Consider the following 23,397-nt stretch of genomic DNA (forward strand, 5'->3'; position numbering starts at 1 on the left):
TTATCGCACCTCCTCATGCTGTTTTGGTTTCTTGTCTGTACTGCGGGGTTGCACCGGTCGTTTTAGGTTATCCAGCACCGAAGTCCGTGTGCTTTTGGCAACAACAGACTCGGTGTGTGCCTGCCCCTTTCCGTCGATGTTGAGCAGGGTATCCAACTCCACCAGACGGGCGTTTTTGCTTCTCAGTTCTTCTTCATAAAGGAATGGCTTTCCGACTTCCTCCTTTGCGGCAGCCTGCTGCTGATAGAGGTTATCCAGCTGGGCCTTTGCCGCCTCCAGACGCTGGGACATCTGAGCGAGGGCATTGTCGATACGAGTAAGATTTCCGCGAGGGTCTGTACCAAGGGTTGCCCGGTGGGTCATCTGTCCTTTCAGCAGGAGCGTATACTCCTGTTTCCAAGCGGAAAATTCCACGGACATGGCATAACCCCGGTAGCTGCCGATCTGCACCGGATCGGAGGTTTTGACCTCCTTGCAGGCATCCAAAAGGGCTGCACCGGCGTTCTCCTTATCGGTCAGCAGATCTCCACGAATCTCCATACCGGCAAAGCCGTCCTCCGGGTGCGGGTGAGCTGCCAAAACCTCCAGGTCAGATTCAAAGCCCTTGATAAAGCCCTTGTGCTTTTCAATCTCCTCCGGGAAATATTTGAGCAACTGATCCTCCAAGCGGTACTGCTTACTCTGGTGGTCGGCTTTCATCAGCTTCAGGCGGGATACCTCCACATCCAGATCCATACGCTCTTTGATACGGGGGTCTCCGGCGCACAGAGCCTTGATCTCGGCAAAGGAAAGCGCCGTTTCATCCACATCATCGCAGGAGCGCACCGGCGATTTAGAAGTCATGATCTGGCTGATGAATTTCTGCTTATTCTCCACTGTCTGCCAGAGGTATGCGTCGAAAGTTCCCTCGGTCACATAGCGGTACACATGGACAAGGGGATTCTGGTTGCCCTGGCGCTCGATACGGCCCTTGCGCTGGGCAAGGTCTCCCGGTCTCCACGGACAGTCCAGGTCATGAAGTGCCACCAGACGGTCCTGCACATTGGTGCCTGCGCCCATCTTGGCGGTGCTGCCCATAAGCACACGCACCTGACCGGTACGGACTTTGGAGAACAGCTCCTTTTTCCGCACCTCGGTATTGGCTTCATGGATAAAAGCGATCTGGTCGGCAGGCATCCCCTGGGCAATGAGCTTCTGACGAATATCGTCATACACCGTAAAGGCCGGTTCCTGCTCCGGCAGAGGCACGGCACCTTCCAGTGCGTGAAGCAGTGGATTATCCAGCGTTTTCGCCGCCTTGCTTGCAGGAGCTTTTGCCTGCGGGGTAGAAATATCACAGAACACCAGCTGGGTTAATTTATCAGCCTCGCCATCCCGCCAGATCTGCATGATGTTCTCTACGCATTGATTGACCTTTGTTCCGGGTTCGTCCGGCAGCATCTGGTTGACGATCCTCTGGTCCAGCCCCAGCTTGCGGCCATCCGAGGTAATCTTGAGCATATTGTCCTGGGACGGGTCAACGGTTCCGCTGTGTACCAGCGATGCGCGCTCCGAAAGGGCCTTGACCATTTCCTGCTGATGTTCGGTAGGCTGCGCCACGATGTTGTGGTATTCCACTTCCGGGGTAGGCAGATTCAGCTGGTCGGCAGTCTTAATGTCCGCCACTTCTTTGAACAGGTTCATCAGCTCCGGCAGGTTAAAGAACTTGCTGAATCTCGTTCTTGCCCGGTAGCCGGTGCCTTCCGGTGCCAGCTCCAATGCTGTGACGGTCTCCCCAAATCGGGAAGCCCAGCAGTCGAAGTGGGTCATGTTCAGCTCTTGCAGGCGTTCATACTGAAGATAACGCTGCATGGTGTAAAGCTCGGTCATGGAGTTGCTGACCGGGGTGCCGGTGGCAAAGATCACACCACGATTTCCGGTGATCTCGTCCATATAGCGGCACTTGGCAAACATATCGGAGGATTTCTGCGCGTCCGATGTGGAAAGACCAGCCACATTCCGCATTTTTGTGTATAGAAACAGGTTTTTATAGTTGTGGGCCTCGTCCACAAACAAACGGTCCACACCCAGCTGCTCGAAGGTTACCACATCGTCTTTTCGCCCCTCGGCTTGCAGCTTTTCCAGTCTGGCTTCCAGAGACTTTCTGGTACGCTCCAGCTGCTTGACGGTAAAACGCTCGCCGCCGCTGGCCTGCACCTCTGCGATGCCCTCGGTGATCTCGTCGATCTGCTCATAGAGAAGCCTTTCCTGACGCTCCCGGCTGATGGGGATACGCTCAAACTGGCTGTGTCCCATGATGATGGCATCATAATCACCCGTCGCAATACGAGCGCAGAACTTCTTTCGGTTATGGGTCTCAAAGTCCTTTTTGGTGGTGACTAAGATATTGGCGGAAGGATAGAGGCGCAGAAACTCCGACGCCCACTGCTCTGTCAGATGGTTTGGAACCACAAAGAGAGATTTCTGGCACAGTCCCAGGCGTTTGGCTTCCATCGAAGCAGCTACCATCTCAAAAGTTTTGCCTGCGCCTACTTCATGTGCCAACAGGGTATTTCCTCCATACAGCACATGGGCGATGGCGCTTTTCTGGTGTTCCCGCAGGGTAATGGCCGGGTTCATGCCTCCAAAAGTGATGTGGCTGCCATCATATTCACGGGGACGGGTAGAGTTCATTTCCTCGTTGTACTGGCTCACCAAAGTCTGGCGGCGCTCCGGGTCTCTCCAGATCCAGTCCCTAAAGGCTTCCCGGATCGCCTGCTGTTTTTGAGCCGCCAGGGTGGTCTCCTTGGCATTCAGCACGCGGCGCTCTTTTCCGTCTGCATCCTCTATGGTGTCATAGATACGGACATCCCGCAGGTTCAGGCTGTCCTCTAAAATCTTGTAGGCGTTGGCGCGGCTGGTTCCGTAGGTGGTATAAGCTGCCACATCGTTGTAGGATACAGAAGATTTCCCCTTGATCTGCCATTCAGCGGTAAAGGACGAATAGTTGACCTCGATACTGCGTTGGAGATAAAACGGGGTATTAAAGGTCTCATACATAAACTGCTGGATATATTCCTTGTCAATCCAGGTAGCGCCCAGACGCACCTCGATCTCCGACGCATCCAGGTCTTTGGGCTGGGCGGCGGTAAGGGCTTCCACATTGACTGCATAAACCTGGTCCTGCTGTGCCGCCCGCTGCGCCTGACGCAGTTTGCGGCGTACATTGCCGGAGAGGTATTCATCAGCAGTCACATAATGGGGCGTTCCGTCCTGCTCCAACTGTCCCGGTACACGGAAGATTACGCCTTGCAGCTCTCCGGCCAGTTCGTCGCTGGTCTTGCCAGTCAGCTCCGACATATACGCCATATCCACACAGGCTTTCTCCGCGATGGAGACGGCAAGGGCTTCACTGGCGGTATCCACGGTGTCCACCGCCTTGTGTGGCTTGATGGTGCGCTTGGTGAACATATCCGCCTTGCGCTCCAGCTTGCCGTCCTCGTCAATGACTTCCAGCGCGCAGAGCAGATAGTAGCTGGAATCATCGGCAAAGGCCAGTCGGTTCGCCCGGTCATTGATAAGACCATATTTTGCGGAAAAGCTGTCATAGAGCCGGTTCAGTTCGGCCTGTTTATCCTGAATGGCGCTGTCCGGTGTGGCGGCGTCCATTTGGAGATCAATGAGCTGCTGGACACATTCCCGCAGGCCCACCAGCCCTTTCACGCGGGCCTCGGCGGTGGAGTTCAGGTCTGGGCGCACCATGCGGCTGTTTTCACGGAAATACACAGTGCCGTCCACAACGGTGTAGGAGTAATTTTTCACATTGGGGTCGGCGGGAATGGAGGTGTCGATGGCTTCGCCCTCACCCAGCTCCGGCAGCTCGGCTTCCTGGTAGGTGCCGCGAATGTACTTCACGGCATCATGCAGCTGATCGGCAAGCTCCAGCCCCTCAATGGGATTCACGGTGTAGTCCATGCCATGGGCAGTGCTTACCGGCTCCTGTCTGCCCAGCACCATTTCCGGGTGGTCGATAAAATACCGGTTGATGGCAAAGCCGTCCTGCGTCTGTCCGGTCTGGGTCCATTCCGGCACGATGTCCAGCGGGCGGTCCCGCTTTTGGAGGAAGATGATGTCCGATACCACCTCGGCACCGGCATTCTTTTTGAACGCGTCATTCGGCAGACGGATCGCTCCCAGCAGCTCGGCACGCTGGGCAAGATAACGGCGCACGGTGGAATCCTTGGCGTCCATGGTATAGCGGGAGGTCACAAAAGCTACCACACCGCCGGGACGCACCTGATCCAGTGCTTTGGCGAAAAAGTAGTTGTGAATACTAAAGTTTAACTTGTTGTAGGCTTTGTCGTTGACCTGATACTGACCAAAAGGCACATTGCCGATGGCAAGATCAAAGAAGTCTCGGCAATCAGTGGTCTCAAAACCGCCTACTGTGATGTCCGCCTTGGGATAGAGCTGCTTTGCGATGCGCCCGGAAATCGGGTCCAGCTCCACACCGTATAGACGGCTGTTTCTCATTTCCTCCGGCAGCATACCGAAGAAGTTGCCCACACCGCAGGACGGCTCCAGGATGTTGCCGGTCTCAAAACCCATGCGGTCCACCGCTTCATAGATGGCCCGGATTACCGTGGGACTGGTGTAGTGCGCGTTGAGGGTAGAGCTTCTGGCGGCGGCATATTCCTCCGGGGTCAGCAGTTCTTTCAGCTGGGCATACTCGGAAACCCATGCCGGTTTCTCCGGGTCAAAAGCATCAGAGAGACCGCCCCAGCCCACATATCGAGAAAGAACCTCCTGCTGTTCGGGGCTTGCCTGCTGTCCGGCAGCTTCCAGCTCTTTCAGCAAACGAATCGCATTGACATTTGCCTGGAACTTGGCTTTCGGACCGCCTTCGCCCAAATGCTCATCAGTAATGCGGAAGTTCTGTGCATTGCGGCGCAGGTTAGCCTTGTATTCCTCATAGGAGGCTTCCTCGGCAGCTTTGGCATTGGGAAAGGTCTGCCACTGGCCATTGACCTGAATGGAAACCGGGTGTTCGTCCAGCACTTCCTCAAAGGTTTTCTCCGGCTCTGTCACAGGGGCTGGCGGCTCCGGCTCCTCGATATGCAGTCGTTCCACCACCACATCATAAGGCAGATTGTTCTTATCGCCCGGATAGACGGCCATGGTCTCGGAATGGAAGGTCGGGGATTCGGTAGCCGGTTGGGGCTGTTCCTGTCCCAAACCGTCCTGCTGACGGGCGTACAGTCCGCGCAGCAAAGGTGCAACCTCATCCCAGCGGAAATACAGCACAGCCAGACGCTTTTCCTCTGCATCCATGACTTCCAGTTCTATGCCCTGTGCCGTGGTACGGTAATCGGCAATATCGCCGGTCTCCAGATTCAGTGTCTCGATCTCACCGGAATAGGCTCTGCTCAACCAGTAGGCGATCTCGCTGTTACTCCTGCCGGATTGCAGCAGCGTGGAAATCTGCTTTTTATCCGCTTCATCCATCAGTCCATGAGCCAATACATCCCGTAAGTCCTGATCTGCCTTGTCCGGGGCAATAGGAAGAAACTCGGTATAGTAAGCATTGCGGCGGTCTGCCCGAAGCAGCTGCTCGAACTGTTCTTTGCGCTCTGCCCGGTAGATGGGATATACCATCCCGGTGGGCAGAAGCTGTACGGTGTCCTCCCGTAGCTCGGTGATCTGATAGGCGTCATCCTCGATATACACGGTATCGCCCACGGCATAGACCGGGGCAGCAGGGTCATAGGATGTTCTTTGCGGAGTTGGGCGGCGAACTGCATCATATTCCTCATCGGAAATAGCAACTTCGGAAGTCTGCTCTGTCTCAGCAGCTGCGATCTGCTCTACATCCGACATCACCTGTTGGATAAACGGATCATTGTCCAGTTTTTCCGGGTCTGCCACCTGGCCGTTGACGATCCCTCTTTCTTCCAGAGCTTCCCGGATGGCGATTGGGTCGATGTCGTCAAAACGGTTCTGTTCTTCTTCGGTATAGAACCGGTCCTCCTGAATGAGCTGGGCAATCCGGCGCTGTACCTTCGGCCAGGGCAGCTGCGTTTCCTCCGGGCTGCCGGCACGGACAACGAACAGGCTGTTGCTGTTACTGCCGCCGTATTCCTGAGCCAGCCATGCGGCGGTATCTTTTTCTCTTGCATGGTCTTTCATATAGCGGACAACAGCGTGTTTACTCTCGATATTGCCGTTCCATGCACAAAGGGCAGTATCAATATCTTCCTGAGAAAGAGGGCGCAGAAGCTCATGGAGCTTTGGATAGGTCTCGTCGATCACTTCCCGGTGTAAACGCTGACGGAACTCCGGCACATCCGAATAGAGTCGGATCAGCTCCATATCCTTAGAACCAAGAACCGCACGGCGCACAGCGGCATTGCCCTCGATGACAGCATTTTCACGGTCAGAATGCCCGCAGGCATTGCGGTATGCGGCATCCTCGGAAATAACGGCAGTCACCACAGGCTTATACTGCTCAAACTGCTCCCGAAGGATAGGCTTTGGCGTTTCTTCTTCCATCTCCGGCTGCTGGGCTTGGATGGCATCTTCTTCTGCCAGTTCCTTTTCAGCTTGGATTTTGTCATACTGCGTCTGTTCCTGTTCAGTAAGATAGCGGCCTTTCTGAACAAGAGAGGTAATGCGCTTGACAACCTTTTCCCAGTTCAAGTGAACATCCGGGCAGTCCTGCTTTTTATAGTGCAGTCCTTTCCCATCGTGATCTTCGCCGCTGTGTGTTGCACCGGACAAGGCATGAGAGCGTCCGCCAATGCCATACTCGGCTTTGAGGAATCTCACTTTCTCCTTATCCGTATGGTTTGCCATGAAGAACGCATAGATACGGCCTTTTCCTCCGGCGAAACTGCTGCCGCCGGTCATAGCGGCGTCGATCTCATCCTCGGTAATGAAGTGCTGAACGGTTGGCACTTGGGAAAGGTCCGAAGAAAAAGTCCTGCGGGGCAGGTCAAGGTCTTTCAGGTTCTCCCAGATTTCCCTTAGCCTATGGTAATGAAAGCGCAACAGGTCACGATCCTGCTGATAGGAAGTCCAGAAGGCGGCGTATTCTTCCTTGAGTGTCTGACGGAAAGCCGGGTCATTCAGCTGCTCCGTCAGGCGGCGGGTCTCCTCCGGGAACCCATTGCCTCTGATTTCTGACAGGCAAGACAAATATCCTGCTTCTCTGGCGTCCTCACTGAGATCGTGATACAGGTTCCAGAACTTTGTGGCAAGGAGAGATCGTTCATAGCCCGCCGCTTCTGCAAGCTCCACATTGGAGGCAAACTGACCGCTCTCCAAAAGCTCCCCGATACGCTCTGCGGCGCTCTCCCAGGAAATGACCTGGGCAGACCTGTCATAACGGACAGACTTTCCGTGGGAAAGATGGATACCATCCTCGGCATACCATGCGCTCACACTGCCAAGGCCATTGCCGCCGTTGTACAGCGTTTTCAGTATCTCGGCAATCTCAGCGGTGGTTTTCTGCTTTTCAAATGCTGCAACCACACGCTCCCTCTGACGGTCTGTATTGCCTCCCAAACGCAGCACATGGTCGATGTCATTTTGGGCAAAAGAAAAAGCAGAGGATGTATGCGCTACATTCTCTGCTTCATCTATGGATTGGATCTGTTCCGCTTCGGAGAGGAACAGGTTTAGGGTCAGCTGTTGATAAGCTCCGCCATCAGGATTTCCTCTGCCTGGGCTTTGCAGGTGTTCATCAGCCCCACCCACTTCATGGGATCGCTGGCTTTCAGTTCCTCGGTGGCTCCCGCTTCCTTCGCCAGCTGGGGCATCATCTGTTCCAGTCTGCTCTGGGCGGTCTCGTCGATCTCCAGAAGGTGCGGGTACAGCTTCTCGCTCAGCAGCATCTGGTTGTAGAGGATGGGACGATGTTCCTTCAGGTAGGTTTTCCTCATCCTGCCGTACTTGCCCAGGGGTTTCTCCGGCTGCTGGCTCAGCTTCAGGTCGGGAATCTGATAGTCTCCGTTCTGGATATAGGTCATGGGATTGTTCATCTTGTTTGCTCCTTTCTTGGTTGGCTTCGCGCTCTGCATTTCGGACGGTAACGCCGATCTGCCGCAGCACCTGCTGGTTGATCTGGCTGACCGCTGTTCCCAGCGCCCCGATGGTGGACGGGGTATTGAAATCAAAGATTGCCATGAAATCTTCGTGGTCGAAGTAGCGTTCCGGCTCCAGTCCGCAGCGGGACATCAAAGCGTAAGTGATGCTGACGGTGGCTGCTGCCTTGAACTGTACTCCGATGTTAAACTCATCATATTCCTCCAAAAAGGAACCGTCAACGATATAGAAGAAGTCCTGCTGATGCTCCGTCCAGTATTCCTCAGCCAGTTTTCCGGCTACCTCGGTGAGCTGTCCGGCAAGGTCATCACCGGAAACATCATAGGTGCGCTCAAACATGGCCTGCACGGAATCCAGATGGCGCTCCTCCAGCTGCCACAGCCAGGGAGTGCGGGAATGTTCACGGGTTCCGGTGTCGGAAATATCAAAGACATAACGCAGGCGGGGCCTGTCCCCGGAATCGTCCACCAGAGCGATTCCCTTGGAGCCGCGCCTTACATACCGGCCCATCTTTTCATTCCACAAATCGTACTCTGCACAGGCGGTAGCGTCCGGTCGCTGGGCATAGATCATCAGCTGCTCATGGAACGGGTACTTGTAAAGGCGGGAAGCAGTAGTGAGAAACCCTGCCCATTCCTGCCAGCTCCCCGTGAGCTGCGTTGTCACCTTCTCCGCCATCTGTGCATATAGTTCAGCTTTGGTTGGCATAGTGTTCTGTCCTCCTTTCGGTTTTGGGGTAAAAGATGGGGTGGCAAATTGCCACCCCATCCCTGCGGTTATGGTGTTTACTGGTCAAAATCCGGGTACAGCTCCAGCTGGGCAAAGTCCTCATCGGTCATCGCACAGAGCTTCGTAAGGGCGCTGTCGGTCAGTTCACGCAGTTCCGTTTCCTCCGGTGATAGCTCGCCGCACATCTCACGCAGGCTGTCGATCAATCCGGTGCGGCTGCCGGTATTGTAAATGCACATCAGGTTCATTTCCTCAAAAGTAAAATTTCCCATATCAAATCTCCCTTTCCGCACTCTTTTTGGGCGCTGTCTTTTTGTGTTCTGCCTTGGGCTGGCCTTTCAGCTGCTCCATGACGGACTTTTTCTTTTCCCGTTCCTCCCGATGGGCAGCGGCAGCCAAATCCATGAGGGAAATGGACTGACCGCTGCGGGCCCGCTGTTCCAGCTCTGCCACCGTAGGCTCTTTTGCGCCATTGTTGATGATACCGTCGATCATGCCGTAATCGTCCTCCATGGCCATCTCCGCATTTTTCAGCGGGTTTTCTGGCAGGAATCCGGGGATCTGGGTAAAACCAACGCTGTCGCAGTAATGACAGGATACCTTACCATCCTGCTTGATCGCAACGATGTCACTGACACTCATAGAAGGACTGTGAAAATCCGCCGGTTTTTGCAGATTAAACTGCTCATATAGTTTTTCCAGCTGCTCCGGCACAGTGCCAGACTCCCTCATCGGAGCAGTGTAAATGAGATCATAATTGCTGCGGTCTATGGAAATGTCATGGGACTTTAACCAATCCAGATTCATAAAGCGCACATTCTGCGGATCGTCACGGCTCACCTGATAGATGGCAAAGCAATCTCTGTTCTGAGAGAGAAATGCCTGTTCGCGTTCCTGCTGATGTTCCTGACGCTCCATGACCTTTTCGTGGAACTGAGGGCTTTTCTCCCATTCCTCATGGTCCACACCGAAAAGACCGCCATGATCCATGATTTCCTGCGGATCAAACACCATGCTCTCCGTATTGTCCTCATGCAGCACATAGACAGTCAAACCGGCGGCATCCAGTTCCAGCGCCCGTTCTCTGGTGACAGGGAGCATCCCATCATAGAAGTAGCCGTATTCCTGCATATCCGGTGTGGAGACCTGCTCATCAGGCATGGGGTATTCATCCAGCGCCTGCTCCTGTGCCTCCGGCAGCTGGGCAGAAGCGGTCATCTGACTTGCCTCTGCCTGCATCTGCTCATAAGCAGCTTCCTGCAAGGTCTCAACCATAGACAAGGGAGCGCGTCTGAGCGAAGTGCTGTCCAGATTGTTGTCATCACAAATCTGGAGAACTGCATTTTTGCGGGAAAGCTCCGGCATATCCAGCTGACCGCCATCCAGCTCTTTCATGGACGCAGCATCGTAAAGAGTGTAGTCCCAGCCGCTGTCACAGGACTGGATATGAAGATAGGTGGCATTGTCGATCAGAAACAAAGCCTCCTGCTGGTTGGCGTCCGCCCCCAGCACTTCCATTTCCGGCATTGCCGCAGCCAGTTCCTTTACCGCTTTTTGCACCAGAGGATTATCACGGTAATAGTCGATTGCCTGGATGGTGTCCAGGTCAATGGTCTGGCCGGTCAAAATCGGAAAAGGTCCTTCATAGTCGCTTCCGTCTTTCAGCTCAAAACCAATGCCCTTGATCCCGTTCATTCGTTCTGCTGGAATCTCCTGATAAATGCGGATTGCTTCCTCCAAAGACAAGTTATCGTGGTATTCTCCGAGGTTTGGAAATTCCATGCACTCTGCTACATAGTAAGTCAGATTGCTGGTTGGCTGCTCTATCAGGGCGGTTTCCGGCTCTGCCTTTGCATGAGGGTCGATTCCGCGCTCTTTGCAGATTTCCTTATAGTGGCGCTCAATGTCAGAGATCAAAGTGCCGGAGGTCTTATTGATGGTCTCCAAACTGGCTCTCAGCTCTTTCAGTTCCTTGCCCTGACTCCAGCTGGCAATATAGCCGAAGCTGTTTTCTCCGGTCTCGATGCCAAAATATTTGCAGACTGCATAGGAGATGCTTTCAGCCTCCACTTCCTCCGTGTGGCGGTCTTTCCTCTGTTCTTGCAAAAACTGGGTGAGGGTAGAAAAGCCGCCAACAAAATTCATCCCTTCTTCCTCGGTCAGCATCAGGCGTCCATCTTCCGCCAGCTCCAGCGGCTCTGTCAGCAGAACGGAACCTGCATGGTTTACAACCACTTGTTCTTCTACACAGACCGGCTCTCCGGGGTCGTAGTCAGAACCGCGCAGGTCATAGCAATAAACGCCCTCCGGCAGATTATCACGGACAATCCGCCCATTGGAGAACAGACCGGGTTTATCAAACAGCTCGATCTCCTGATATTGCTCGTCATTGGCAATCTGAATCTTTTTCTGATTGTGGAGCTTGCTGTGGGCAATCTCGTGTACTGTGGCCGAAACCGTCTGCACCTCACTCATGCCCTGACGAATGGCGATTTTCTGATGATCGGCAGAAAAATAGCCGTCCGTATCGGCGGCCATTGCTTCAAAAGTGATCGGCACCGGCGCACTGCGGCGCAGAGCCTCCATGAATGCCTCATAATTTGGCACATTGCCGGAAAGGGAGGAAGCAAGCTCAGGCAAAGGTTTCCCGTCGGTCTGGCTCACATCAAAGACCTTGACCGGGCGAAACATGGGGATCTCGATTTCTTTTTCCTCTGTGACGATCTTTCCGTCTTTATCCAAAATCGGAGCCTTGGTATCCGGGTCCAGTTTCTGCTCCTCGATTTTCTTCTTATATGGTGTGGGAGCAATGATGGTAATGCCATGCTCGCCCTTTTTTACATGACGCTCAAACTGGTCTTTCCACTTATTGTATCCGGCTACCAATGTAGCGTCCGGCTTCTGCATATAGATGAGCATGGTGTTGTTTACCGAATAGCGGTGGAAGCGGGACATGACGGACAGATAGCGCATATACTTTTCACTCTCAAACAGTTCCTTGATCCCCTGCTCGATGCCATCTGTGATTTCCCTTAGCCGCTCTCGGTTGGTGGGTTTGTTCTCAGCCATGATTTTCAATCTCCTTTCCAAATGTGTGATTTCTGCTGTGTGTTCTGCAATCCATGCCTTTTGTTCTTCTTCACTTTCATAAAGAAAAAGGTCCAGCAGGTACTCTACATAGGCTTTCTTCTGGATTGCTTCCACAAAACGGGGGTGCGGTTCTTCCTCCGGTGTCCGGGGAGAATTGTCGGCCTCCCATTTTTTCAGCAGATAGTAGTAATCGGACAGTACGCGATAACACCGCTGCCGGTCCTCCCGAAACTTTTGTGCCTCTGTTTTCTGCCGGACATATCTCCTACGGGGAGGGGCCTGACTGTCATAGATCAGGCCAAAGTCCTGTGCCAGTTTCTCCGCCGCTTCTTTTGGGGAGAGGTCAAAGAGCTTTGCGGTAAAGTCGATCACATCCCCATCTTCACCGCAGCCAAAGCAGTGGAATCGCTGGTCTACCTTCATGCTGGGGTTTTTATCATCGTGAAAAGGACAGCAGGCCATGCCAGTTCGACTGACTTTTATCCCGTAAAACTCTGCCGCTTCTCTGGTGCTGACCGACTGCTTGACCGCTTCAAATACATTCTCTGCCATGTGTCTTTAACTGCCGGACTTTCTCACAGGGGGCTGGTATCCGGCAGCTTTCGCACGCTCACTGGCAGCTTTGCGACGCTCGGCGCTGTATGGCTCCCGGACTGATACACACCGCTTGGGGACAGCAAAGTTATGGGCGTCCTTTCGGGTGATCTGGTCGGGGTGCTTTTTTGCCAGCAGTTCCAGCTTCTCCATCAGACGGGGATCGTGGGTGTAGACCTCAGCCATTGGTTCTGCCTGGTTATAGAGGAGAATGGTTTCCCGTTCCACTAAAGAGAGCTTCATCGGCTGCCTCCTTTCCGCTGGTCAAATTCCAGCTTGAAGTTGGCATACTGTCCATCGTCCTCCAAAACCACAGTGGCATCGTAGGTCTTGCCTGTTTTCTCCGAATATAGCCCCGTCACACGGACACAGCCATCGTTCAGCAGCGCAGACACCACAGCTTTGGTCGGCTGTTTTTTCTTGGCAGCCCACCATTTGTTGTTTTTCCAGATTGCAAATTTGCAAGAATCATTCTGACAGAAGAAGCCTTTTTGCAGTTCTGCAACTTCACCGCCGCAGCGAGGGCATTTGCCCACCACCTCACGGGGCGGAGTGAACAGGTACTCAGTTCCCTTGATGACCTGATAAGTCCCCACCAGATCTTTCAGCATGGTGCTGATCCCGTCCAGAAACTCCTCTGGGGCAAGCTGCCCGCGCTCGATCTCGCCCAGTCGGTACTCCCACTCGGCAGTCAGAAGCGGCGATTGCAGTTGTTCCGGCAGAACGGTGATCAGGGAAACTGCATCGTGGGAAGGAAGAAGCTGCACCGTTTTCCTGCTCTTTTTTCGTTCCAGAAAACCGGCAGATACCAGCTTTTCCAAAATACCGGCACGGGTGGCCGGTGTCCCCAGACCTTTTCGCTCGGCATCCTCCGGCATATCCTCTTTTCCGGCAGTCTCCATCGCGGACAACAGGGTGTCCTCCGTAAAGTGCTGGGGCGGACTGCTTTTGCCTTCTTTGACGATTGCCGCAGAAACCGAAAGGGTCTGTCCTTCAGTCAGCTCCGGCAGGGCTTTCTCTGCACCCTCTTTTTTCGGCTCTGCATCCTTCGTTTTGGCACGGTAAGCGTCCTCCAGTGCTTTCCATCCGGGGTGCCTCACCGTTTTTCCTTTGGCGGTAAATTTCCCACCGGCACACGCTGCAATCACAACGGTTTCCGAATAGATATGGGGCTGGGCCACGGCGCACAGCAGACGCAGGGCCACCAGCTCCAGCACTGCTTTTTCTCCCGCAGGAAGGGCAGAAAGGTCTGCATCCTTGAGATTTCGGGTGGGAATTACTGCGTGGTGGTCGGTTACTTTCTTATCGTTGATGACCGCATGGGAGTCACAGGTAATGGCGATCCCTTTGCGAAACGGCATAGCATTGGCAACCAGATTCACCAGCACCGGCAGGCTGTCTGCCATATCGCCGGTCAGATAGCGGCTGTCAGTACGGGGATAGGTGCAGAGCTTCTTTTCATACAGGCTTTGCAGATAGTCCAGGGTCTGCTGGGCTGTAAATCCAAGCAGGCGGTTGGCATCTCTTTGCAGAGTAGTCAGGTCATAGAGGGCAGGCGGCTTTTCGGACTTTTCCTTGCACTCCACCTTTTTGATTGTGACAGCTGCACCCTGGCAGACTTCTTTCAGCTGCTCGGCAGCAGCCTTATCCGCCATGCGCTCCCCGGATACGGTAAGACCGGGTAGCTCCAGTGCCACGGTATAAAAGGGAACTGGCTTAAAGGTGTCGATCTCAGCTTCTCGCTGGACAATGAGCGCCAGCGTTGGGGACATCACGCGCCCGATATTGAGGGTGCGGTGGTACAGCACGGAAAACAGCCTTGTGGCATTGATCCCCACCAGCCAGTCGGCCTTGGCACGGCAGAGAGCAGCATCCCGAAGCCCGTCATAGTCCGCACCGGGGCGCAGGTTTGCAAAGCCTTCCCTTATGGCGGAGTCCTCCATCGAAGAAATCCAGAGGCGTTTCATGGGCTTTTGGCAGCCTGCCAGCTCGTAGACGCTGCGGAAGATCAGCTCGCCCTCGCGTCCGGCATCACAGGCATTTACTACCTCCGTCACATCCGGGGCGTTCATCAGCTTTTTGAGAATATCAAACTGCTTTTTCTTATCCTTTCCCACTACCATCTGCCAATGCTCCGGCAGAATAGGCAGGTCATCATATCGCCACTTGGCGTACTTGGGGTCATAACTGTCTGCATCCGCAAGCCCGGCCAGATGGCCCACGCACCAGCTGACACGCCAGCCGCTGCCCTCCAGATACCCGTCCTTACGGGCGGTTGCACCAATCACCACCGACAGACTTTGTGCAACCGATGGTTTTTCAGCAATCACCAGCTTCATAATCTTCAACCTCCCATTCATTCTGCCAATTATCAGACAGTTTTTTTGCAATGCTGTGTTCTGAGGCAAGTGTAATGTCATAGCCAAAGCGATAATCATATCGGTACAACCTGCCAATCAAATCATTGATTATGATATTGCAGGCCATAATCACACGCTCTTTATCCACCTGCATCAGTTGATAGCGTTGATAATTGTTGTAATATTCTCGATGTCTGTGGGTTCTGCTGACCGTATCTTCCATCAGACAATCTATGGCATCTTTTTCACCATCTTCTTTGCTGCCCTGTGTATAAGACAACAGTTCCTTAACCATGGGAAAACTTTGTTCATCTACCGTTGCTTCTTCGCTCAAAAAACCGATATAAGCTTTTAGTAACAGGCTAACGGCTGTTTTTTCAGCTTCAGATAAAGCGTTCATGGTCTCCGCTGCATCAAGCAACAGCTCCTTTTCCACAAATTCATCTATCTCACCAGAATAAAGCATTCGGATTGAGTCCACACATAAAGAGCGCTTTTGGGGTGCGGTCTCAATTTCAAAATCATAAAGATCCAAGTCATCGTCCTTCTTTGACTTTTTTTGAACTTTGCTGATAGCAGTGAAAAGAATGTCTCCTCCAAAGTAAATTCCGAAGGCGACCAGATCAAAAATAATCAGAAAGTGTAATAACCAGTTCCAGGTGTTCATTGTGAGGTCCTCCTTTCTTTGACCATGTGCTGCTGATTTTGGGTGTGGATTTACAGTAAGAGAGTGAATAGAGCAGCAGAGGGCAGGAATTTCTCCCTGTCCTCTGTCCCTTATCCCGCAATGATTTGAAATACGCTACGCTCAAATAGTTCAATCTGCTCTATCGCGTTCCTCATTAGGGTCAGAACCCTCAAAACCATCCTCAAGGACTTCCTCATCTTCGGTTTCCCATTCCTCGGAATCTTCCTCGCCATAATCATAATCGTCCAGGCTGTCATTGCCCTTGGTCTTAGGCTTATTCTTAACGAGCTTCAAGTAGGCAAATACGCCACCGCCGCCCAGCAGAGCCAGCAGAAGGATCAGGGCAGCCGGGTTCAGTCCGGCAGGCTTCTCTTTTTCCGGCTCCGGTGTTTCTGCCGGAGGTTCCGGTGCTTTGCCCGTACATTTGCTCATATCGGTTGCACAGACCGGGCAGGCCGTATTGACTGTCCCTGTTTCACATTTTGTCGAACAGCTGCACACAGCAGGCGGCTCCTCTTTGGGTTTTCCATCTTCCATCAGTGCCATCAGGTCCGCTTCATCCACCTGGTTCAGAAAGTGAACAGCAGTCTTTTTATCTTCGTTGGCCCTGTCGATCAGGATATAAAAATAGTTGCCTGCCTTGGTGGTAACGGTAATGAGCTGCTTGTTGCCACCAAAATCATCCACCAGAGCGGCGTTGCCATCCGGGGTCAGCGGAGGTGCTTTTTCCGTTTCTTCCACCACCACATTGCTGTCATTGGTGGTATCCTCTGCCGGGGGCGGCGCTGCGCCCTGGGCAAAAGCGGGAACAGTAAAGCCCGATGCCAGAACCAGCGTCAGGCAAAGGGCGGAAAGTGTTCGGAGCAATCGTTTATTCCTCATAGCTGTTTTCCTCCTGTTCGTTGTTGTCATCCACCATACTGCCGGAAACTGTGCCGCCGGACAGCATGGCGCTCAACTGGGTCGGTGTCATACGCAGGGCGCGCACCATCTGGACGATCTCCAGATTTTCTGCCTCGGTTTTCTGCGCTTCCAGCGCCTTGAGCTTTTCCTGGTACTCTGCGATCTTCTCGCGGACCTTTGTAATCTCCTGGTCAATGCGCTCAATTTTGTTCTTTGCCATCGTCTATCACTCCTTCTTAAAAATCTCTGTTACCAGTTCATCAGGCCGTAGCCCTTAATGCTTTGATAATTCAGGTCATAACTTTTGATCTTGCAGGCATCGCCGGAATTTCCCTCCACGGTATAAACACGGCTGCCATCCGTACCGATCACAATACCCACATGGTCTGCTGTCCCATCCAAATCCCAGTCAAAGAAAATTGCATCTCCGGGGGCAATGTTTTCATATCCTCGTGCGCCCCACTGTCCATGAGACTGGAACCACGGAACACCCTGAGACTGACAACCAGCAAAGCGTGGTTCCGTTCGACCGGATTGACCATAGCACCATGATACAAAGCAGGCACACCATTCCACACGGGAGTCAAAGCCGTACCAGCTCCAATAAGGTTGTCCTCCCACATTGCCCACCTGACTTTTCGCCAGTTCCACCAGCTGCGGATTGCCGGGGCGGGAGCCATTGATAAATTCAACACCAGTCAAATCTTCAGAAACACCTGTATCGGGAGAACCACCGCCAAACAACAGCGGCTTATTGCCCATGGTCTGCCGGTAAACCTGATACATTTCCATCTGCTCCGGGGTCAGTAACTCCGACGCCACAGCGGAAATGGGCTTGCTGGTGAGTTTCACATTCAAAATGTAATACTCATAGGGGACTTCTTCTGAGGTGGTCTCGCCGGTCTCCGGGTCGGTGGAGGTCTCCGTGCGGTAGCGAATCTCCACTTCCTCAGTAAGCGTCAGCTGATACTGTGCTGCAAACACACGCGCCAGCTCTGCCTGAGCGCTCTGCCGGGTGTAACCTTGCAAGACAGCAGAGAGAACTGCCGCCAGCTCATGGGGGTCATGGCCAATCATATCCAGGTTATAGCGATACTCGTCATACCCTGGGTGGCTGCTTTCGATGTTGTCGATTTTCTCCTGCAACCGAGCTTCTCTGTCTGCATAATCTGCCTCCACCGCCAGCATTTCCGGGTCATCCGATGGATAGGTAGTGCCGGAAATTACAGAACCAATACTCTGTGCCATCATAGAGCAGGAGGACATGGTATTCATCAGCATACAGACGATGAGGAACAAAACCCCTGCCATCAGGAAGCCCTTCTTGTGGCGCATGACGAATGCCCCTGCCTGCTGTGCCTTTTCTTTTACCGTCCTTGCGGCTTTTCCGGTTTTGGACGCAGCCTGGGCGGTATTTCCGGCAGTCTGACCGGTGCGCTTGGCGACGGCATACTGCTTTTTGATACTCTGTTTTTGCTGCCAGCGGGAGAGAGGGTTGCTGGCAAACTGAGGATTTTCCCGTAGGGACTTCTGGTACAGGGCATTTACATTTGCCTTTTCCAGCTTCTGCTCGGCCTGGGCTGCTTTGCGGTACGGCTTCAGCTTGTGGCTGCGATAGCCCTCCCGCACCAGATAAGCGCTGGTCTCCACCGCCTCCTCGGACTTGTGGGCGCTTTCCACACCCACATTGTCCTGTTCTGTTTCCCGGATCTCTTTGTGAAACTTGCCCGCGACCAGATGGACGGGAGCTTCCTTAACCCCTTGAGAAAGTTTGGAAGGTGGTTTTTTCTTGTCCTCAAAGGTCAGCTTCGAGGTCTTTTTCCCGGTGTCCGGGTCAATGACCGTCTGTCTGACTTTTTTCTTTGGAATATTGGCCTGCGCCTTATCTGCTCTGGCCGTAGCTTTCTCCGTTTTGCGGATCGGCTTTTCCAGTGCAGGGTCAGCCCGTTCCTCATCAGTAAAGCGCAGGCGCGGCTCTTTATTCAAACCAATCACCCATTAGGATAGCATCCATCATGTGGTGCAGCTCCACATAGAGGGCCAAACCTTCCGGATCATATAGCGGATGCACGGTGAGATACGCATGGACTTGCGCCAGAATCTCAGAGAGCATTGTGATAGGTCTGCACCCTACAATGGTTGCTGCACCAGGGGCACACATCATATTCGCCCAAATCGAAAAGAGACGGGCAAGACCAATTTCGCCATCCTCATTCAAGGTTTTGAGTTCTTTGTCAGCGGTACGACACTCAACAACAGCGGAGGCCATTACCGGAAGCAACATGAATTCGTGAGCCTCCAATGCCTCACGGAAAAAAATCATGGTATCAAGTTCGCAAATATTCTGTTTCATAGTTATTCATCCTCCTTTTTCAGTTCCTGGGGTTTGGTGGTCATAATACGGTAAAGTTCGGTGTTCTTCGGGAAGTGGTCTACAAACGGCAGGATCGTGGAGCCATAGAACAGCAGGCCCTCGCCCTCACCGGAGTGGGTCACATAGCTAAGCTGGTGTGTGGAAATGCCCAGCTGCTTGGCAAGTATCTGACGGTCTCCGCCTGCCTGGTTGAGCATATACACGAAGTCGGAGTTTTCAAAGATGTTCTCTACCTCGCGGCTGCTCAAAAGGTCTTTGACATTCTGGGTGATACCTGTCGGAATACCACCCCATTTACGGAATCGCTTCCAGATTTCCACCGTATAGGCGGCGGTCTGTTCCTCTTTAAGGAGCAGGTGCATCTCGTCGATGTAGTAACGGGTGGACTTGTGGGCGGCACGGTTAATGGTAACGCGGTTCCACACCTGGTCCTGCACCACCAGCATACCGATCTTTTTCAGCTGCTTGCCCAGCTCCTTAATGTCATAGCAGACAATGCGGTTGTTGATGTCCACATTGCTCTGGTGATTGAACACATTGAGGGAGCCGGTTACATAGATTTCAAGGGCCGTAGCGATATACTGGGCTTCCTTTTCCTCCTGTTCCCGCAACAGGTTATAAAGGTCCTCCAAAATCGGCATATTCTCCGGGCGCGGGTCATTGAGGTAAGTCTGATAGACCAGACGCACACAGCGGTCAATGATGGTTTTCTGCACCGGCTGTAAGCCCTCCTTACCGCCCACGATCAGCTCACACAAGCTGAGGATAAAATCAGATTTGAGGGACAGCGGGCTTTCATCATCCGAGTAGTCCAGGTTCAGGTCCATCGGATTGATGTAGTTGGTGGAGGTAGGCGAGATCTTGATGACCTGCCCATGCAGACGCTCAACAAGAGGTGCGTACTCCGCTTCCGGGTCACAGATGATGACATCATCATTGGTAAGCAAAAAGCAGTTGGCGATTTCTCGTTTTGCGCTGAAGGACTTACCGGAACCCGGCGTACCCAAAATCAAGCCGTTGGGGTTTTTCAGCAGCTTTCGATCCACCATGATGAGGTTGTTGGACAGGGCGTTGATGCCGTAGTACAGGGCTTCTTTGCCGTTCTGGAACAGTTCCTGTGTGGTGAATGGTACAAAGATAGCCGTAGAACTGGTGGTCAGCCCTCGCTGGATCTCGATCTGATTGAGTCCCAGAGGCAGACAGCTCATCAGCCCTTCTTCCTGCTGGAAGTCCAGTCTGGTCAGCTGGCAGTTATACTTCTGGGCAATAGAGCCTGCCTGAAAGATGTTGTTGCCAAGCTGACGGGGATTGTCCGCTGTGTTCAACACCAAAAAGGAGACCAGGAACATTCTCTCGTTTCGGCTCTGCAAATCCTGCAACAGTTTTTTGGCTTCGCTGCCATAGGTGGCAAGGTCAGAGGGAATGATGTCCATGTCGTATCCGGCACGGACTGCTTTTTTCTGTTCCTCGATCTTACTGCGGTCCAGGTCGGTAATCTTGCGCTTTACCGTTTTGATGGCTTTCACCTGATTCACCGACTGAATGTGCATACTCACAATGAGCGAGCTTTCCATATCCAGAAAATCAGCCAGCAGACGGTCATTCAGCTCCGGTGCAAGGATCTGCAAAAAAGAAACAGCCCCGTATTTCTTGCCCATACGGAACTGCTTACCGGTGCGGAACTCAAAGGAGCTTGGTGCGATGAAGTCCTTGGTAGATAGGCCGGAAGGAGCCAGCCAGTCCCATTCAAACTGAAACGGGAGCTGTTCATCCATGTGAAATACCGCATGAAGCTGGGAAAGCCTTTCCTTACCGTCCAGTGTTCTGGCGGCTACGCCAAGACGCTTGAAGTTATTGAGTATATCAGTCTCAATACGCTCCAGACGGGGCTTGGCGGCTTTGATGCTGTCAGCGTCGATACCAAAGGTCAGGTATTTGGTCTTGATGAGACCGTTGTTCCCTCTGGCCAGCTGATTTTGCAGCATCGTGGTGTATTCCTCACGGATACTGTCAAAGTCATCCCCCTGGGGCGGGATGGAAATGGAGTTGGCAAATGTCTCCTCCGATGCAGCAAGGTTCAAAAAAGACAGCTGGAAGTGAATCGAGCTGTCGAAATAATTGAGGAAATCACACCAGCCCTCAAAGATTGCGGTCTTATCTTCATTTTGGGAGAGCTGATAGTTGATGTCCTGAAACTGAATGGTCTTTGTGTAGTGGCTGTCCGATATGCGGCAGATTCCGTCCGGCCACATCCGTTCATAAGGGATACTGTCCTGCGCAGATTTTCCTTTTTTGTCCGTGCGGTTGGCGCGGACAATGGCCGCGTCGATCTGCTTCTTATCGGCGCGGGACAGCTTTTTCTTTGTCTTTACCGGCTGCACAGTTTTTTCCTCGGTTTTCCCGAACATCCGATGCAGCCATTTTTTTATTGCGGTGAACAATGTCATACACCTCCTTATCGAGCATTTCCTGCCGCTTTAATACGGCATAAAAGTTATTGGTCTGGTAGGGACGCTGCTTGGGACGGATCACAGCTACTTTGAGAATGTTGCCCACGATCTTTTCAAGGGGCTGTCCATGCTTTTCGTACATAGCCAGCATAAAGAAGGGCAGCATAACCAGCATCATACACATAGCCGCTACACTGTTTCCGGTAGGTTTTCTGAGCAAAAGGAAAAGCGGTACGCCAATAAGCGATCCGCCCGTGAAGCAGATAAGCTGCCGCTTGGTCAGATTGAACATGATCTTTGTTTTGACTTTTGTTAAGTCCTTGGGTACGGGTACATAAGCCAATGTGGAAACCTCCTTCCGTTTTAGTGCGCCTGAAAGACTGATTTGGCGAGACTGCCGGTTTTGAACAGCGTAAAACATAGCAGTACGGTGTAGCCCACGCAGCTCCAGATTGCCATGATGATGTCATCTTCCAGAGCGATGTTCTGCACCAGCACAGCATAAATTGCCACGCAGACGATAATGAGAAACGCCTGAAAGCCCAGCGCCAGCAGGGATCGGAGGTAATTCTGGCCCATACCGCCCCATTCTTTACCCATCATTGCAGCCATTGGAACGGGAGCCACCGAAGTCACAAGGTAGATTTCGATCATACGGCCATAAATAACGATAAAGATACAGATATATAACGCCCACATAGTAATGCCAATAAAGAGGGATTGGAACCACAGTCCGAACAGCGGTCCCAGATCCATTTCCATCAGCCTCGGTTCCAGATCGGTCATAACTGAGGAAATGTCAATGGACGCATCCGAATTGATAACCCCTGCCGCCTGCGCCACTACGCTCTGCGCCATATCAAAGACGCCCATCACGATATTCCATGTATTTGTGACAATGAGGATGGCAGCGGCTGATTTGAACACCCACTTGAAAATCATCCAGGTGTCCACATCATGCAGGTTGTTCTTGTCTGCGATCATCTGGATCAGGTCTACGGTCATCACGATAGCCAGGATCACGCCTGCAATCGGCACCATGATGGAGTTGGACAGATTCTCAATCATGCTGAAAATACTGCCATTCCATCCCTGTGGGGTCTGGCCTACCTGTACGGATATATCCGCGACCTGCTGGTTTACACTGTCAAACATCCCCGAAAGGTTGCTCATAATGCCGCCCACCAGCATTTCTTTCAGCCAATTTGTCAGGGCTTCAAGTAAGAAATCCATACGGTGTCAACCTCCTTTCCGCCGCCCCCGCAAAACTGCGGGAGCGGCAAGGATTTCATACGGAGACGCTTAGACAGAGAAAAGCCCGGAGAGCAGAGGTACAAGGACCATGCCTACCACGGCTACACCAGCACCGGCCATGAGCTGTTTCATCCCCAATTAGGTGTAAAAACTCTGCTCGATGGCGGGCGGCGGCGTACAAAAAATCTATATGGTGTTGTTAAGAGAACCGTCCCGGCGGGACAGGTCAGGCAGTGACCTGTTCCACCTCCGGGATGGGTTTGAGATTAAAATGAATTTCGATAGAAATGTGTCTTGTTTTATCTTCGTCAATGCGCTCATGCACAACGATTTCTTTGATTAAGCGGTTGAGGGTGGCTGCGTCCAGCTCTGTGATGTTGGCGTATTCCTGAATGGCTTCCACCCATTGTTTTGCATCATTGGCAAGCTGGACTTCATCGGACAGCCGCTTTCTGCCCTCGGACACTTTTGTTTTAAGCTCCGTCTGCTCGGTCTGTGTCTTTTCCAGCATGGTGTTGAAATTCTGCTCACTGATACGCCCTGCAATCATATCCTCATAAAGCCGCATGACCATTTTGTCCAGAACCTCAATCCGTTCCTCGTCCCTTGTAAGGGAGCGTTCCATTGCTTCCCGCTGTTCCCGCTGCTCGGCTTCACAGGTATTGGTCAGGCGGTCGGCAACCGCTTCCCCGTCCATCAGGGCAGCTCTGGCACATTCCCGGATTTTCCGCAGCACATGGCTGTAAAGGGTGTCATAATCAATCCGGTGCTGGGTGCAGTGGTTCTTTCCAAAGGCATTGTAGGTCTTGCAGGAGTAAATCCGCTGGGGATGTTTTGCATTTGTGTAGCGTATCGTCAGCGACTTCCCACACT

The 23,397-nt window shown here is 52.8% G+C and carries 16 protein-coding genes and 2 pseudogenes; 1 reads left to right on the forward strand and 17 read right to left on the reverse strand.

The annotated features are described in order from the left end of the window. Together DWZ82_RS11030 and DWZ82_RS15680 are read right to left on the reverse strand one after the other, a co-directional pair. The gene (locus DWZ82_RS11030) at positions 1–7,509 is read right to left on the reverse strand and encodes an SNF2-related protein (RefSeq protein ID WP_442861234.1); all 7,509 of its coding nucleotides are present in this window, start codon (positions 7,507–7,509) and stop codon (positions 1–3) included. Positions 7,510–7,661: 152 nt separating this feature from the next. Next, on the reverse strand, positions 7,662–8,018 hold the full coding sequence (locus DWZ82_RS15680) for a TnpV protein (RefSeq protein WP_226906289.1): 357 nt from the start codon (positions 8,016–8,018) through the stop codon (positions 7,662–7,664). Here DWZ82_RS15680 and DWZ82_RS15685 point away from each other — a divergent pair. After that, positions 8,005–8,772: a hypothetical protein gene (locus DWZ82_RS15685; RefSeq protein ID WP_243022939.1), complete on the forward strand. Its 768-nt coding sequence runs from the start codon at positions 8,005–8,007 to the stop codon at positions 8,770–8,772. The two genes, DWZ82_RS15680 and DWZ82_RS15685, sit on opposite strands and share 14 nt — an antisense overlap. 95 nt (positions 8,773–8,867) lie before the next feature. Here DWZ82_RS15685 and DWZ82_RS11035 read toward each other — a convergent pair whose 3' ends face one another. The 15 genes and pseudogenes from DWZ82_RS11035 to DWZ82_RS11105 all read right to left on the reverse strand — a co-directional run. Further along, positions 8,868–9,083 carry a transposon-transfer assisting family protein gene (locus DWZ82_RS11035; RefSeq protein WP_118480840.1) on the reverse strand — a complete coding sequence of 72 codons (216 nt, stop codon included), beginning with the start codon at positions 9,081–9,083 and terminating at the stop codon, positions 8,868–8,870. Position 9,084: 1 nt separating this feature from the next. After that, positions 9,085–10,593 (reverse strand): YodL domain-containing protein, encoded by a 1,509-nt coding sequence (locus DWZ82_RS16105; RefSeq protein ID WP_442861236.1) that lies wholly within the window; start codon positions 10,591–10,593, stop codon positions 9,085–9,087. Between the two features lie 132 nt (positions 10,594–10,725). Further along, a pseudogene (locus DWZ82_RS16110) lies at positions 10,726–12,453 on the reverse strand (LPD28 domain-containing protein); the annotation flags it as partial. A gap of 6 nt (positions 12,454–12,459) precedes the next feature. Further along, positions 12,460–12,738, reverse strand: coding sequence for an immunoglobulin (locus tag DWZ82_RS11045; protein ID WP_118480844.1), 279 nt, complete (start codon positions 12,736–12,738; stop codon positions 12,460–12,462). Next, positions 12,735–14,834, reverse strand: a complete 2,100-nt coding sequence (locus tag DWZ82_RS11050; RefSeq protein ID WP_199667473.1) for a type IA DNA topoisomerase — start codon at positions 14,832–14,834, stop codon at positions 12,735–12,737. Before DWZ82_RS11050 ends, DWZ82_RS11045 begins: the two co-directional genes overlap by 4 nt. After that, entirely contained in the window at positions 14,815–15,522 is a 708-nt protein-coding gene (locus DWZ82_RS11055) for a hypothetical protein (RefSeq protein ID WP_009298984.1), read from the reverse strand. Before DWZ82_RS11055 ends, DWZ82_RS11050 begins: the two co-directional genes overlap by 20 nt. 150 nt (positions 15,523–15,672) lie before the next feature. After that, the gene (locus tag DWZ82_RS11065; RefSeq protein ID WP_009298983.1) at positions 15,673–16,425 is read right to left on the reverse strand and encodes a DUF4366 domain-containing protein; all 753 of its coding nucleotides are present in this window, start codon (positions 16,423–16,425) and stop codon (positions 15,673–15,675) included. After that, positions 16,415–16,666 (reverse strand): DUF4315 family protein, encoded by a 252-nt coding sequence (locus DWZ82_RS11070; RefSeq protein ID WP_118480848.1) that lies wholly within the window; start codon positions 16,664–16,666, stop codon positions 16,415–16,417. The genes DWZ82_RS11065 and DWZ82_RS11070 overlap by 11 nt, the downstream gene beginning before the upstream one ends. Before the next feature lie 29 nt (positions 16,667–16,695). After that, entirely contained in the window at positions 16,696–18,432 is a 1,737-nt protein-coding gene (locus DWZ82_RS11075; protein WP_118480850.1) for a C40 family peptidase, read from the reverse strand. Further along, positions 18,425–18,799 (reverse strand): DUF3851 family protein, encoded by a 375-nt coding sequence (locus tag DWZ82_RS11080; RefSeq protein WP_002569211.1) that lies wholly within the window; start codon positions 18,797–18,799, stop codon positions 18,425–18,427. The genes DWZ82_RS11075 and DWZ82_RS11080 overlap by 8 nt, the downstream gene beginning before the upstream one ends. A 2-nt stretch (positions 18,800–18,801) precedes the next feature. Beyond that, positions 18,802–21,201, reverse strand: a complete 2,400-nt coding sequence (locus tag DWZ82_RS11085) for a VirB4-like conjugal transfer ATPase, CD1110 family (protein WP_118480852.1) — start codon at positions 21,199–21,201, stop codon at positions 18,802–18,804. Then, positions 21,158–21,613, reverse strand: coding sequence for a PrgI family protein (locus DWZ82_RS11090; protein WP_118480854.1), 456 nt, complete (start codon positions 21,611–21,613; stop codon positions 21,158–21,160). The genes DWZ82_RS11085 and DWZ82_RS11090 overlap by 44 nt, the downstream gene beginning before the upstream one ends. Before the next feature lie 20 nt (positions 21,614–21,633). After that, complete coding sequence (locus tag DWZ82_RS11095; RefSeq protein ID WP_024724981.1) at positions 21,634–22,503, reverse strand: VirB6/TrbL-like conjugal transfer protein, CD1112 family; 870 nt, start codon at positions 22,501–22,503, stop codon at positions 21,634–21,636. 69 nt (positions 22,504–22,572) lie between these two features. After that, a pseudogene (locus DWZ82_RS11100) lies at positions 22,573–22,659 on the reverse strand (Maff2 family mobile element protein); the annotation flags it as partial. A 91-nt stretch (positions 22,660–22,750) separates the two neighbouring features. After that, a partial coding sequence (locus DWZ82_RS11105) for a DUF4368 domain-containing protein (RefSeq protein WP_243022940.1) occupies positions 22,751–23,397 on the reverse strand: 647 nt, incomplete at its 5' end.

This window comes from Butyricicoccus sp. AF35-5AC, assembly GCF_003477715.1.
GTDB lineage: Bacteria > Bacillota > Clostridia > Oscillospirales > Butyricicoccaceae > Agathobaculum > Agathobaculum butyriciproducens.

Bases quoted from the DNA above. Each gene is read 5' to 3' on its own strand.
- DWZ82_RS15685 (WP_243022939.1), top strand. From the start codon at position 8,005: ATGGGATTGTTCATCTTGTTTGCTCCTTTCTTGGTTGGCTTCGCGCTC.
- DWZ82_RS15680 (WP_226906289.1), bottom strand. From the start codon at position 8,018: ATGAACAATCCCATGACCTATATCCAGAACGGAGACTATCAGATTCCC.
- DWZ82_RS11035 (WP_118480840.1), bottom strand. From the start codon at position 9,083: ATGGGAAATTTTACTTTTGAGGAAATGAACCTGATGTGCATTTACAAT.
- DWZ82_RS16105 (WP_442861236.1), bottom strand. From the start codon at position 10,593: ATGGAATTTCCAAACCTCGGAGAATACCACGATAACTTGTCTTTGGAG.
- DWZ82_RS11045 (WP_118480844.1), bottom strand. From the start codon at position 12,738: ATGAAGCTCTCTTTAGTGGAACGGGAAACCATTCTCCTCTATAACCAG.
- DWZ82_RS11050 (WP_199667473.1), bottom strand. From the start codon at position 14,834: ATGAAGCTGGTGATTGCTGAAAAACCATCGGTTGCACAAAGTCTGTCG.
- DWZ82_RS11055 (WP_009298984.1), bottom strand. From the start codon at position 15,522: ATGAACACCTGGAACTGGTTATTACACTTTCTGATTATTTTTGATCTG.
- DWZ82_RS11065 (WP_009298983.1), bottom strand. From the start codon at position 16,425: ATGAGGAATAAACGATTGCTCCGAACACTTTCCGCCCTTTGCCTGACG.
- DWZ82_RS11070 (WP_118480848.1), bottom strand. From the start codon at position 16,666: ATGGCAAAGAACAAAATTGAGCGCATTGACCAGGAGATTACAAAGGTC.
- DWZ82_RS11080 (WP_002569211.1), bottom strand. From the start codon at position 18,799: ATGAAACAGAATATTTGCGAACTTGATACCATGATTTTTTTCCGTGAG.
- DWZ82_RS11095 (WP_024724981.1), bottom strand. From the start codon at position 22,503: ATGGATTTCTTACTTGAAGCCCTGACAAATTGGCTGAAAGAAATGCTG.